Origin of the sequence: Pseudomonas sp. PS02290 (assembly GCF_029960075.1) — a bacterium.
Taxonomy (GTDB): domain Bacteria; phylum Pseudomonadota; class Gammaproteobacteria; order Pseudomonadales; family Pseudomonadaceae; genus Aquipseudomonas.
Window position 1 is genome coordinate 1 of record NZ_JASCOY010000122.1, and the last position, 12,435, is coordinate 12,435.

Annotated in this window: 10 protein-coding genes; 3 read left to right on the forward strand and 7 right to left on the reverse strand. The window is 59.1% G+C overall.

What is annotated here, in order from left to right; translation table 11 throughout:
• Positions 1-83: 83 nt before the first annotated feature.
• The gene (locus tag QMX88_RS26575) at positions 84-836 is read right to left on the reverse strand and encodes an SDR family oxidoreductase (protein ID WP_282373249.1); all 753 of its coding nucleotides are present in this window, start codon (positions 834-836) and stop codon (positions 84-86) included.
• A 238-nt stretch (positions 837-1,074) separates the two neighbouring features.
• Here QMX88_RS26575 and mgrA point away from each other — a divergent pair, with 238 nt between their 5' ends.
• Positions 1,075-2,112, forward strand: a complete 1,038-nt coding sequence (gene mgrA, locus QMX88_RS26580) for an L-glyceraldehyde 3-phosphate reductase (protein WP_192173014.1) — start codon at positions 1,075-1,077, stop codon at positions 2,110-2,112.
• 107 nt (positions 2,113-2,219) lie between these two features.
• On the opposite strand, the gene ntrC is transcribed toward mgrA, so the two are convergent.
• The 6 genes from ntrC to glnA form a co-directional block, all read right to left on the reverse strand.
• The gene (gene ntrC, locus QMX88_RS26585) at positions 2,220-3,656 is read right to left on the reverse strand and encodes a nitrogen regulation protein NR(I) (protein ID WP_074890141.1); all 1,437 of its coding nucleotides are present in this window, start codon (positions 3,654-3,656) and stop codon (positions 2,220-2,222) included.
• A complete protein-coding gene (glnL, locus tag QMX88_RS26590) occupies positions 3,653-4,738 on the reverse strand; it encodes a nitrogen regulation protein NR(II) (protein WP_074890143.1) in 1,086 nt (361 codons plus the stop codon). Before glnL ends, ntrC begins: the two co-directional genes overlap by 4 nt.
• Before the next feature lie 302 nt (positions 4,739-5,040).
• Positions 5,041-5,685 carry a DUF4124 domain-containing protein gene (locus QMX88_RS26595; RefSeq protein WP_282373251.1) on the reverse strand — a complete coding sequence of 215 codons (645 nt, stop codon included), beginning with the start codon at positions 5,683-5,685 and terminating at the stop codon, positions 5,041-5,043.
• Positions 5,669-6,211 (reverse strand): DUF4124 domain-containing protein, encoded by a 543-nt coding sequence (locus QMX88_RS26600; protein ID WP_282373252.1) that lies wholly within the window; start codon positions 6,209-6,211, stop codon positions 5,669-5,671. Before QMX88_RS26600 ends, QMX88_RS26595 begins: the two co-directional genes overlap by 17 nt.
• Positions 6,212-6,337: 126 nt before the next feature.
• Positions 6,338-6,904, reverse strand: coding sequence for a chorismate mutase (locus tag QMX88_RS26605; protein WP_282373253.1), 567 nt, complete (start codon positions 6,902-6,904; stop codon positions 6,338-6,340).
• Between the two features lie 202 nt (positions 6,905-7,106).
• Entirely contained in the window at positions 7,107-8,513 is a 1,407-nt protein-coding gene (glnA, locus tag QMX88_RS26610) for a glutamate--ammonia ligase (RefSeq protein ID WP_037018763.1), read from the reverse strand.
• 332 nt (positions 8,514-8,845) lie between these two features.
• On the opposite strand from glnA, the gene thiI reads away from it, so the two are divergent.
• Positions 8,846-10,300 carry a tRNA uracil 4-sulfurtransferase ThiI gene (thiI, locus tag QMX88_RS26615; protein ID WP_122624387.1) on the forward strand — a complete coding sequence of 485 codons (1,455 nt, stop codon included), beginning with the start codon at positions 8,846-8,848 and terminating at the stop codon, positions 10,298-10,300.
• Between the two features lie 140 nt (positions 10,301-10,440).
• Positions 10,441-12,261 carry a translational GTPase TypA gene (typA, locus tag QMX88_RS26620; RefSeq protein WP_122536774.1) on the forward strand — a complete coding sequence of 607 codons (1,821 nt, stop codon included), beginning with the start codon at positions 10,441-10,443 and terminating at the stop codon, positions 12,259-12,261.
• Positions 12,262-12,435 lie beyond the last annotated feature (174 nt).

The following is a 12,435-nucleotide window of genomic DNA, read 5'->3' on the forward strand; positions in this document are numbered from 1 at the left end:
CAAGGGCGTCGTGTCAGTCGCCCAACCGGGGACGGACACGACGCCCTTGCGGGCACGCTTGCTTTTACACCTTCGATTTCTACCTAAGCCAAGCCACCATTGGCCCGCAGCACCTGCCCATTCACCCAGCCTGAATCCGGGCCGGCTAGAAAGGACACGACGCTGGCGATATCTTCCGGCTGCCCCAGGCGCTGCAACGGCGGCATGTTGGCAAAGTGCTGGATTTGCTCCTCGGTTTTGCCTTGCAGGAACAGCTCGGTCGCCACCGGCCCCGGCGCGACGGCATTCACCGTGATATTCCGCCCGCGCAGCTCCTTGGCAAATACATGGGTGAAGGCTTCGACGGCCGCCTTGGTCGCGTTATAGATGGCATAGCCCGGCAGGTTCAGCGCCAGCGCAGTGGTGGAGAAATTGATGATGCGACCGCCGTCGTTCATCCGCGCGCTGGCCTCGCGCAACGTGTTGAAGGTGCCTCGGGTGTTGATGTTGAACGCCTGATCGAATTGCTCATCGCTGGTGTCTGCCAGCGGCAGTGCCTTCATGACGCCGGCGTTATTGACCAGCACATTGACCTTGCCCAGCTTCGCTTCCGTTTGCTCGAACAACTCGCGGACCTCGTCAGCCTGGGCAACGTCGGCTTTCATCGCGATGGCCTGACCGCCCTCGTCTTTGAGCTGCGCAACCAGGGCGTCCGCTTCTGCCGCGCTGCTGGCGTAATTCACGACCACCGCGAAACCGTCGTGGCTCAAGCGCCGGGCGATTTCCGCGCCGATACCACGGGAGGCGCCGGTGACGATGGCGACCGGACGGGGGATGTGTGGAGTGGACTGCGTCATGGTGAGGCTCCGATTCATTTGAAAGTGAGTGCAGCTTCACATGGCAGACCGCGTTGATAAACGCCGCAGAAACGCCTTCATTGTTCTGCTGCAGCGAACAATGCAGTGGCCGTCGCTTTCCTTCAGCGCTGGAGCGTAGCGTTCGTCCACTCTCTTGAACCCCCTCGCCGCAGAGAAATCCGAGTAATCTCGCAGGTTCGTTTTGTGACTGACTTCCATACAAGAAAGAGAGGACTGGATGACTTACATCGCTGCCGAAAACCGTTATGAACGCATTCCCTATCGTCGCGTAGGCCGCAGTGGCCTGGTGCTGCCAGCGCTCTCCATGGGTTTGTGGCACAACTTTGGTGACAGCACGCCGATCGACACCCAGCGTGCGATGCTGCGCACGGCCTTCGATCTGGGTATTAACCACTTCGACCTCGCCAATAACTATGGCCCGCCCTACGGCAGTGCCGAAATCAACTTCGGTCGCCTGCTCAAGGAAGACTTCAAGCAATACCGCGACGAACTGATTATCTCCAGCAAAGCCGGCTGGGACATGTGGCCAGGGCCTTACGGTCAGGGCGGCGGATCGCGCAAATACGTGCTCGCCAGCCTCGATCAGAGCCTGCAGCGCATGGGCCTGGACTACGTCGATATTTTCTATTCCCACCGCTTCGACCCTGATACCCCGCTGGAAGAAACCGCGAGCGCACTGGCCACCGCTGTGCAGCAGGGCAAAGCGCTGTATATCGGGATTTCGTCGTATTCGGGCGCCAAAACCCGAGAAATCGCAGGCCTGCTGAAAGAGTGGAAAGTGCCGCTGCTGATTCATCAGCCGGCCTATAACCTGCTCAATCGCTGGGTGGAAAAAGACCTGCTGGACACCACCGAAGAACTCGGCTCGGGCGTCATTGCATTCACCGCGCTGGCCCAGGGGCTGCTGTCGGATAAATACCTGAACGGCATTCCAAAAGACGCACGGGTCAACCGTCCCGGTGGCGGCTCGTTACAGGCGGGGCATTTGTCGGAGCAGAACATCGAGCACGTGCGCGCGCTGAACGAGATCGCCAAGCGTCGCGGTCAGAGCCTGGCGCAGATGGCACTGGCCTGGACACTGCGCGATCCGCGCGTCACGTCCGCACTGATCGGTGCAAGCCGTCCGGAGCAGATCATCGAGAACGTCGGCGCCCTCGACAATCTTGAGTTCAGTCAGGAAGAACTGGCCGAGATCGACCGGTTTGCGGTGGAAGGCGGAATTAATCTGTGGGAGAAGCCATCTTCGGCTGAGTAAACCCGCAGCCATCGTGGGCGCTCTTGCCCGCGATGGCGTCCTGCCTGCGGCGAATCCGTCTTTCAACTGACGCCATCGCAGGCAGGCGCTGCTGCCTATCGCAGGGGTTAGCCCTCGTCACCCTCGTCGTCATCCCCGCCATCGATCTTCATGCCCAACTCCTTGATCTTGCGGGTCAAGGTATTGCGGCCCCAGCCCAGCAGCACGGCGGCGTCGCGACGACGGCCGGCGGTGTGCTTGAGCGCGGTCTCGATCATGATGCGTTCGAACGTCGGCACGGCACTGTCCAGCAGGCTGGACTGACCACGGGCCAGAGCCTGATCGGCCCATTGGCGCAGCGCTTGTTCCCAGTTGGTCACCGGAGCAGCGTCCTGGGGCAGGCTCAGCAATTCGGGCGGCAGATCGCTGACATGCACTTCGCGGCCCGACGCCATCACCGTGATCCAGCGACAGGTGTTTTCCAGCTGACGGACGTTGCCCGGCCACGGCAGGTGCTTGAGGTATTCCTCGGTTTCCGCCTTCAGCAGCTTGGGCTCAACCGCCAGTTCCTGCGCAGCGCGGCTGAGGAAGTGGCGTGCCAGCGTCGGAATGTCTTCGCGACGGTCGGACATGCGCGGGATGTGAATGCGGATCACGTTCAGGCGGTGGAACAAGTCTTCGCGGAACTTGCCGGCCTGGACCAGGGTTTCCAGATTCTGGTGGGTCGCCGCAATGATGCGCACGTCGACTTTGACCGGCACGTGGCCGCCAACGCGGTAGAACTCGCCGTCAGCCAAGACACGCAGCAACCGGGTTTGGGTATCGGCCGGCATGTCGCCGATTTCATCGAGAAACAGGGTGCCACCGTCGGCTTGCTCGAAACGCCCACGACGCAGGTTCGCCGCGCCGGTGAACGCGCCTTTTTCGTGGCCGAACAGCTCGGACTCCATCAAGTCTTTCGGAATCGCTGCCATGTTCAGCGCAATGAACGGCGAAGCCGAGCGTGGGCTGTGGCGGTGCAGGGCGTGGGCAACCAGCTCTTTACCGGTCCCGGACTCGCCGTTGATCAGCACGGTGATGTTGGAGTGGCTCAAGCGGCCGATGGCGCGAAACACCTCCTGCATCGCCGGCGCTTCGCCGATGATTTCCGGGGTGCGGGTCAAGGTTGGCGGAACGGCCAGGCCCTGCTGCTCCTGAGCGTGCTGATTGGCGCGTTTGACCAGCGAAACGGCTTCGTCAACGTCGAACGGCTTTGGCAGGTACTCGAACGCACCGCCCTGATAGGACGCCACGGCGCTGTCGAGGTCCGAGTGAGCGGTCATGATGATGACCGGCAGGCGTGGATGCTGTTCGCGAATGCGCGCCAGCAAGTCCAGGCCGCTGGCGCCGGGCATGCGGATGTCGGAAATGATCACGTCCGGTTGCTGACGGGCCAGGCGGCTCATCACGCCATCGGCGCTGTCGAAACTCTGCGTGGTCATGCCCTCTTGCTGCAGGGCTTTCTCCAGTACCCAGCGGATGGAACGGTCGTCATCGACGATCCAGACAGTTTCACTACGGCTCATGTCGACGCTGCTCCTTGTTCCAGCGGCAGGAAGATCGAGAATGTTGTATGGCCAGGGTGGCTATCACACTCGATCAGCCCCTGGTGCTGACTGATGATGTTCTGGGTAATGGCAAGGCCCAGCCCGGTGCCATCCGGGCGGCCGCTGACCATGGGGTAAAAAATGGTTTCTTGCAGCTCCGGCGGAATGCCGGGGCCGTTGTCGATGATTTCGATCTTGCTGACCAGACGATGGCGCACATGGCCGATGGTGAACTGGCGCATGGCGCGGGTGCGCAGGCTGATGCGGCCCAGACGCAGCTCGTTCTGGCTGCTGATGGCCTGCATGGCGTTGCGCACGATATTGAGCACGGCCTGAATCATCTGCTCGCGGTCAATCAGCACATCGGGAATGCTCGGGTCGTAGTCGCGCACGATGGTGATGCATCCCTGGCTTTCGGCTTCGACCAGGCTGCACACGCGCTCGAGCACTTCATGCACGTTGGTCATCGCCAGCATCGGCAGCTTGTTCGAGCCCAGCATGCGGTCGACCAGATTACGCAGGCGGTCGGCTTCTTCGATGATGACGTTGGTGTAGTCCTTGAGGCTCTCCTCCGGCAGCTCGCGTGCCAGCAACTGCGCGGCGCCGCGAATCCCGCCAAGGGGGTTCTTGATTTCATGGGCCAGGCCACGCACCAGCATTTTGGTGGTCTCCTGCTTGGACAACTGAGCCTCTTCCTTGGTGATCCGCAGCAAGCGATCACGGGGGTGGACTTCCAGCAGCAGCATGGTCTCGGCCTGGGAAAGAATCGGGGTGACGGCGTAATCGACCGTCAACGTCTGGCCGGTGAGGGCGGTCAGCATCGCTTCACGTTTCGTGAACGGGTGCGCCTGTTCCACCGCCTGACGAAGCGAACTGAGCGCTTCGGCAGATTCAGTGAACAGCTCGCTGATGAATTGGCCGTGGCTACGTTGACCACTGATGGCCAGCAGCATTTCAGCGGCAGGATTCATGTACTCGAGGCGCAGGTCCGAGTTGAGCAGAATCGTGGCAGTGGTCAGGTTGTCGAGTAACAACCGATGCAACGCATCGCTGATAGTCATGAATCCCGGTGACCTCTTTTGGCTCTATGCACTCGGGCTGGGCCGTGAGTGCAGGCTCTGATTGGTCTTTGCCAGCGTATGGAACCGCTAGAACGTGTGGTGTGCTCGCGCATTCATTACAAAATGCAAAAACCAAACCAAGGCTCCGAAAAGAAGCGCGGATTGAGTAATTACGAACGTTTTTTGGACGGCAGGCCCGGCGACAGTGCATGGATTTCTGAACGCTGAACCAAAATGGGCTTTTTACGCGAAAGCTCGTTCAGGTTGTGCACCAGAATAGAGCATAGGCGGTCGGGCAGGGTTTAGCGGAAGAACGAAAAGAAACTCGATTCTTCTTCCGGCTTGTCCTTGATAGGGCATTCGGGGCGCACACCGTAATCATCGTTTTTACAGGGCTGTGCGAGCCGCTTCTGGGCCAGAGAGATGCGGATGAGGTGAAAGGGTTGATTGGGGGTTCGCTCCAGCACTCGCCCGTACTGATCAATGATCTCTACGGACAGCTGGTGAGTGCCACGGTCGATGTTCGTCAGCGGGAAAACCGGGCTGCGCGTCGGCTCGCCGTAGGGTTTGCTGTCAAGCAGTAACCTGTACAAGTGATCCGGCTGCAACTCGGGATCATTGCTGACGGTGACATTCAGATTGCCTTCAATGTCGCGGATCGTGCTGTCGGGTTCCGGCGCCAGAATCCGCAGCAACTGATAATGGAAGATGGGTCTCGCCGCTGGCTTCGGTGTGGATGCCCGACTGGGCGCCTTCGTGGGCTGATCGACCCGGTTGGTCGGCGCTATGTCGACCTTCTTCGCATTGCGGTGAGGCTGATCGGTGAAGACCCGATTGCCGTCTGCATCGACGTAGGTATACACCTCCGCCAAAACGGCCTGGCTCACGCTGAACAGCAGGCACAGAGCGACGGCCAACTGGTAGACGTATTTAAGGCCGGCCGACATGGACTCGCTGCACTGTCAGATTGACCGTCTCGCTTTGCTGGATCGAACGCTGATTTTCCAGCACCTGAACGGAAAAGCTGTGTTCGCCCCGATCAAGCTCCATGACCTGCAGCCGAGGAATATTCGTGGGCTGGCCATAGGGTGCGCCGTCCACCACCAACTGCAACAAATGCCCAGGCTGCAAACGGGGCTCTATGGCCACGCCAACAGTGAACGAGCCGTTATTGGCACGAAGCGCTTCGTCCTGGGGCAGGTCTTTCAGCGCAAGCACCTGATAGGCGGCGGCGCTTTGCTGGTCCCGGTTTTGGTTTTGGTTTTGGTTCTGCGTGGCGGGCAGTGGCGGCGGCGGTGCGGGGACGACGGTCTCTACACTGTTGAGTGGCGGCAGCTCGACGGTTTCGGCTTTGGTCCCGTTCGGCGGCTGGTTGCTGTACGCCGTATTGCCGGAGGCATCGGTGTATTTGTAGATCTGCGCGGCAGCGGGCAGCGCAAATACCAGCAACAGAAGGGCAAGACATTGACGCATGAACACTCCAGTGCAGCGATCAGGACAACCAACAATGGTGCCGCGCTAAATCCATGACGCGGCATGGATCAGCATAGAGGAATACTGATCGACGGTGTCATTCGAGAAGCGGACCTGCGCACCCGCTCACGGGCTTGGTGTGGTCCGGCAGAGGTCGCCTCCCGCCCGTTGCAGCGCGGTCTCAATGACGGGATCACTTGCCTGTCGCTGGATTTCCGACTGCACCCAGCCAGCGCATTTGGCATCGCTGCGGTAAGGCTGAAACGCCGAGTAACTTTGCATCAACACCGGCAGCAGCGTATCCAGCCGACCCCGGATGCCATCGGTCAGGTTGACGTCTGGCTTCTCCGGGGAGTGGCCGGTTTCGCGCCACTGCTCGATACGCGCGTATTGCACCATCTTGTTGGCTTCCATCTGGGCGGTCATGAAATCGCGTACGTCGTCGGCGCCCAGCTTGAATTCACTCGCCCGTGATTCGGCGTTCTGAATCACCTGGCGCTCGCGCTCACTGTCCTGAACCGGCTTGCCGCTGTGCCATTTGCTGCGCGCCACGTCATTGGCGATTTCCAAGCGTTGCTCCATGGCTGCGATGAGCGGTTGAAGCTGTGCGGGAGGCTGCTGAGTGTTCGCTGCATAAAGGCCTGGCGCAAACACGGCCAGGGCGAAGAGGGTGATCTGAATCAGCTTGGGCATAAGGGGATGTTCTCGCATGAGTAATCTGGCTCGCGATCGTCGAGGCACGTATTCGGAGAAGTCGGAGTGCTGACTATATTGCCTCAACAGGTGGTCTCAACTGCGTTACATATGTATGTACGTAACGCGGCGAAAGACGAGCACAAAAAAGGCCTCCCGAAGGAGGCCTCTTGTTCACGCGGCTCTCGCCGGCGCGACTGGATCAGCAGCTGTAGTACAGCTCGTATTCCAGTGGGTGTACAAACGTGCGCACTTTGATTTCTTCTTCGGATTTCAACGCGATGTAAGCGTCGATGAAGTCGTCGCTGAATACGCCGCCTTTGGTCAGGAACGCACGACCTTTGTCCAGCTCTTCCAGGGCTTCCTTCAGGCTGCCGCAAACTTGCGGGATCTCTTTCGCCTCTTCAGGCGGCAGGTCGTACAGGTTTTTGTCAGCCGCATCGCCAGGGTGGATCTTGTTCTGGATGCCGTCCAGGCCAGCCATCAACAGGGCAGCGAAGGCCAGGTACGGGTTGGCTGCCGGGTCCGGGAAACGTGCTTCGATACGACGGCCCTTAGGGCTGTTGACGTAAGGAATACGGATCGATGCCGAACGGTTACGCGCCGAGTAGGCCAGCATGACCGGTGCTTCGAAGCCTGGAACCAGACGCTTGTACGAGTTGGTTGCCGGGTTGGTGAAGCCGTTCAAGGCCTTGCCGTGCTTGATGATGCCGCCGATGAAGTACAGAGCGGTGTCGGACAGGCCGGCATAACCTTCGCCTGCGAAGGTGTTCTTGCCATCTTTGGAGATGGACATGTGAACGTGCATACCCGAACCGTTATCGCCGTACAGAGGCTTTGGCATGAAGGTAGCGGTGCGGCCGTAAGCGTCGGCAACGTTGTGCACGACGTATTTCAGGGTCTGAACTTCGTCAGCCTTTTTAACCAGCGTGTTGAATTTCACGCCGATTTCGTTCTGGCCTGCGGTTGCCACTTCGTGGTGGTGAACTTCGACGACCTGGCCCATTTCTTCCAGAGCGTTGCACATTGCGGTGCGGATTTCGTGGTCGTGGTCGAACGGTGGAACTGGGAAGTAGCCGCCTTTGATGCCTGGACGGTGGCCCTTGTTACCGCCTTCGATGTCGGCGTCGGACATCCACGAACCTTGTTCGGAGTAGATTTTGAACATGGAGCCGGAGATGTCGGACTTGAATTTCACTTCGTCGAAGATGAAGAATTCTGGCTCAGGGCCGGCGAATACAGTGTCACCGATACCGGTCGACTTCAGGTATTCCTCGGCGCGGTGAGCAATGGCGCGTGGGTCGCGATCATAACCTTGCATGGTCGAAGGTTCGATGATGTCGCAAACCAGGATCAGGGTAGGCTCTTCGGTGAACGGATCCAGCACGGCGGTTTCGTCGTCCGGCAGCAGGATCATGTCGGAGGCTTCGATACCTTTCCAGCCCGAGATGGAGGACCCGTCGAACATTTTGCCGACTTCGAAGAAGTCGTCTTCCAGCGCATCGCGGGCCGGCATGGTCACGTGGTGCTGAGTGCCTTTGGTGTCCGTGAAGCGCAGATCAATCCACTTAACGTCATGATCTTTGATGAGTTGAACCGACTTCGACATGTTGTCCTCCGGGGTGGATTAGGGCCTGAGTAGTGGTTGGCCCTTCAGTTTGGGTGATGCCGGGCGCGATACTCGACCAAGGCAACCTGCCTCACAAGGGAGCAATTTGCATGCCAGTGCCCTGTGTTGGGTTTTCCGCGGGAATACCTGTCTTTAACCGCGTTAAACGTCGCATATTCGAAAACCTGCGCACCCTTATGGTGCCAAGTAATTGTATACAGGGCCGTTTTGGTGCGCGGACGATTGGCCGTACGATAACTGGTTAAACCTTGAGCAATTTCCGCTATAATCCGCGCCCCCCTTTTTCGACCGGGACCTAGCGCGCTGTTTTCATGAAATTAATCGTCAAAGTCTTCCCAGAAATCACTATCAAAAGCCGGCCTGTGCGCAAGCGCTTCATCAAACAGCTGGCCAAGAACATCCGTACGGTGCTCCGCGATCTGGACCCGGCGTTGGTGGTGGATGGTGTGTGGGACAACCTTGAGGTCGAAACCAGGGTCGAGGATGCCAAAGTCCTGCGCGAGATGACCGAGCGGCTCAGCTGCATGCCCGGCATCACGCACTTTCTGCAGGTTGACCAGTATCCGCTGGGCGACATGGAAGACATCTACGAGAAGTGCAAGCTGCACTTCGGCGACGCGCTCCCCGGCAAGATTTTCGGGGTGCGCTGCAAGCGTGCGGGCCATCATGACTTCAGCTCCATGGACGTCGAGAAGTACGTCGGCAGCAAGCTGCGTCGTGAATGCAACGCCGCCGGCATTTCGCTGAAAGCCCCGGAAGTCGAGGTCAGAATCGAGATTCGGGACCAGCGCCTGTTCGTGATCCACAGCCAGCACAACGGCATCGGCGGTTATCCGCTGGGTTCGCTTGAACAGACCCTGATCCTGATGTCCGGTGGCTTTGACTCAACCGTGGCCGCGTACCAGATCATGCGTCGCGGCCTGATGAGCCATTTCTGCTTCTTCAATCTGGGCGGACGTGCTCACGAGCTGGGCGTGATGGAAGTCGCGCACTTCATCTGGAAGAAGTACGGCAGCTCTCAGCGGGTGCTGTTCGTGAGCGTACCGTTCGAGGAAGTTCTGGGAGAAATTCTCGGAAAAGTCGATAACAGTCATATGGGCGTAGTATTGAAGCGTATGATGTTGCGCGCTGCGACCAACATTGCCGACCGGCTGGAAATCGACGCGCTGGTGACCGGCGAGGCGATTTCCCAGGTGTCCAGCCAGACGCTGCCCAACCTGTCGGTCATCGATTGCGTGACGGAGAAGCTGGTCCTGCGACCGCTGATCGCCAGTCACAAGCAGGACATCATCGACCTGGCCGATCAGATCGGCACCGGCGATTTTGCCCGGCACATGCCCGAATACTGCGGTGTGATTTCGGTGAATCCGAAGACCGCCGCCAAGCGCAATCGGGTCGAGCACGAAGAAAAATCGTTCGACATGGCCGTGCTCGAACGTGCGCTGGAAAACGCTCGTCTGGTACCGATCGATCGCGTGATCGAGGAATTGGGCCAGGACGTTCAGATTGAAGAAGTCAGTCAGGCGCTGGCGGGGCAAGTGGTCATCGACATCCGTCACCCGGATGAAGCAGAAGACCGCCCGCTTGCGCTGACTGGCGTCGAAGTACAAACGCTGCCGTTCTTTGCATTGAACAGCCGTTTCAAGGAACTGGATGACACGCGCCAGTACCTGCTCTATTGCGACAAAGGCGTCATGAGTCGCCTGCATGCTCATCATCTGCTCAGTGAGGGGCATGCCAATGTGCGCGTTTATCGACCGAGCTAAGTGCCCGGGGCTGTTTGCCTGTGGCTTGCGTCACCGGCCCCCCGACACCAGTCGTCAGCCGTAACGGCTTTCGCCGGCTCCACCGTTCATAGCTGCCTACAATCAGACAGCTGACCGAATCCTCTGATCGAGATACACAAGTGATCGAAAATCTACGCAACATCGCCATCATTGCTCACGTTGACCACGGTAAAACTACCCTCGTCGACAAGCTTCTGCGCCAGTCCGGCACCCTTGAGCGCAACGAGCTCAACGACGAACGCGTGATGGACTCCAACGACCAGGAAAAAGAGCGCGGTATTACCATTCTCGCGAAGAACACCGCGATCAACTGGAATGGCTACCACATCAACATCGTTGACACCCCGGGCCACGCCGACTTCGGTGGTGAAGTAGAGCGCGTGATGTCGATGGTTGACTCCGTTCTGCTGCTGGTCGACGCTCAAGACGGCCCTATGCCGCAAACCCGTTTCGTGACCAAGAAGGCTTTCGAAGCCGGCCTGCGTCCGATCGTGTGCATCAACAAGGTTGACCGTCCAGGCGCGCGTCCGGACTGGGTTCTGGACCAGATCTTCGACCTGTTCGACAACCTCGGTGCCACCGAAGAACAGCTGGACTTCAAAGTCGTCTACGCCTCGGCCCTGAACGGCATTGCCGGTCTGGATCACACCGACATGGCTGAAGACATGACCCCGCTGTACCAGTCGATCGTCGACAACGTACCTGCGCCGAAAGTCGACCGTGACGGTCCGTTCCAGATGCAAATCTCGGCACTGGACTACAACAGCTTCCTGGGCGTCATCGGTGTTGGCCGTATCGCTCGTGGCCGCGTCAAGCCGAACACCCCGGTTGTCGCGATCGGTGCTGACGGCAAGCGCCGCAACGGCCGTATCCTGAAACTGATGGGTCACCACGGTCTGCACCGCATCGACGTAGAAGAAGCTGCCGCTGGCGACATCGTCTGCATCAGCGGTATGGACTCGCTGTTCATCTCCGACACTCTGTGCCACCCGGACGCAGTTGAAGCGATGAAGCCGCTGACCGTTGACGAGCCGACCGTTTCGATGACCTTCCAGGTCAACGACTCGCCGTTCTGCGGTAAAGAAGGCAAGTTCGTGACCTCCCGTAACATCAAGGAGCGTCTGGACAAAGAGCTGCTGTACAACGTTGCTCTGCGCGTTGAAGAAGGCGACTCGGCTGACAAGTTCAAGGTCTCGGGCCGTGGTGAGCTGCACTTGTCGGTACTGATCGAAACCATGCGTCGCGAAGGCTTCGAAATGGGTGTCGGTCGTCCTGAAGTGATCATCCGTCAGGTAGACGGTGTGAAGCAGGAACCGTTCGAAAACGTCACCATCGACACCCCTGAAGAATCCCAGGGCAAGGTCATGGAAGAGATGGGTCTGCGTAAGGGCGACCTGACCAACATGGTGCCGGATGGCAAAGGCCGTGTGCGTCTGGAATACAACATCCCTGCTCGTGGTCTGATTGGTTTCCGTAACCAGTTCCTGACCCTGACCAACGGTGCTGGCATCCTGACCTCGATCTTCGACCGCTACGACACCATGAAGTCCGGCGACATGTCCGGTCGTCAGAACGGCGTTCTGGTATCGGTTGAAACCGGCAAGGCACTGACCTACTCCCTGGAAACCCTGCAGGCGCGCGGCAAGCTGTTCGTCGAGCACGGTCAGGAGATCTACAACGGTCAGATCGTTGGCTTGAACAGCCGCGACAACGACATGGGCGTCAACCCAACCAAAGGCAAGAAGCTCGATAACATGCGTGCTTCGGGCAAGGACGAGACCATCGCTCTGGTTCCACCTGTTCGCTTCACACTGGAACAGGCTCTGGAATTCATCCAGGACGACGAGCTGTGCGAAGTCACCCCTAAGTCGATCCGTCTTCGCAAGAAGATCCTCGACGAAGGCGAGCGTACCCGTGCTGCCAAGAAAGCCAAGGCGTAACTAGCCCCGGCTGAACGAAAACGCCCCCGGTCGAAAGGCCGGGGGCGTTTTTGTTTGTCTGGGGTTTGGTTTGGCCGGTGTCGATGTGAGGTCGATGTTGCGCAATCCGGCCCCTTCCCGGCTAAAGCCGGTCCCACTAAAGCCCGCGCGCCTTTGGTAGGACCGGCTTTAGCC

Bases quoted from the DNA above. Each gene is read 5' to 3' on its own strand.
- QMX88_RS26575 (WP_282373249.1), bottom strand. From the start codon at position 836: ATGACGCAGTCCACTCCACACATCCCCCGTCCGGTCGCCATCGTCACC.
- mgrA (WP_192173014.1), top strand. From the start codon at position 1,075: ATGACTTACATCGCTGCCGAAAACCGTTATGAACGCATTCCCTATCGT.
- ntrC (WP_074890141.1), bottom strand. From the start codon at position 3,656: ATGAGCCGTAGTGAAACTGTCTGGATCGTCGATGACGACCGTTCCATC.
- glnL (WP_074890143.1), bottom strand. From the start codon at position 4,738: ATGACTATCAGCGATGCGTTGCATCGGTTGTTACTCGACAACCTGACC.
- QMX88_RS26595 (WP_282373251.1), bottom strand. From the start codon at position 5,685: ATGTCGGCCGGCCTTAAATACGTCTACCAGTTGGCCGTCGCTCTGTGC.
- QMX88_RS26600 (WP_282373252.1), bottom strand. From the start codon at position 6,211: ATGCGTCAATGTCTTGCCCTTCTGTTGCTGGTATTTGCGCTGCCCGCT.
- QMX88_RS26605 (WP_282373253.1), bottom strand. From the start codon at position 6,904: ATGCCCAAGCTGATTCAGATCACCCTCTTCGCCCTGGCCGTGTTTGCG.
- glnA (WP_037018763.1), bottom strand. From the start codon at position 8,513: ATGTCGAAGTCGGTTCAACTCATCAAAGATCATGACGTTAAGTGGATT.
- thiI (WP_122624387.1), top strand. From the start codon at position 8,846: ATGAAATTAATCGTCAAAGTCTTCCCAGAAATCACTATCAAAAGCCGG.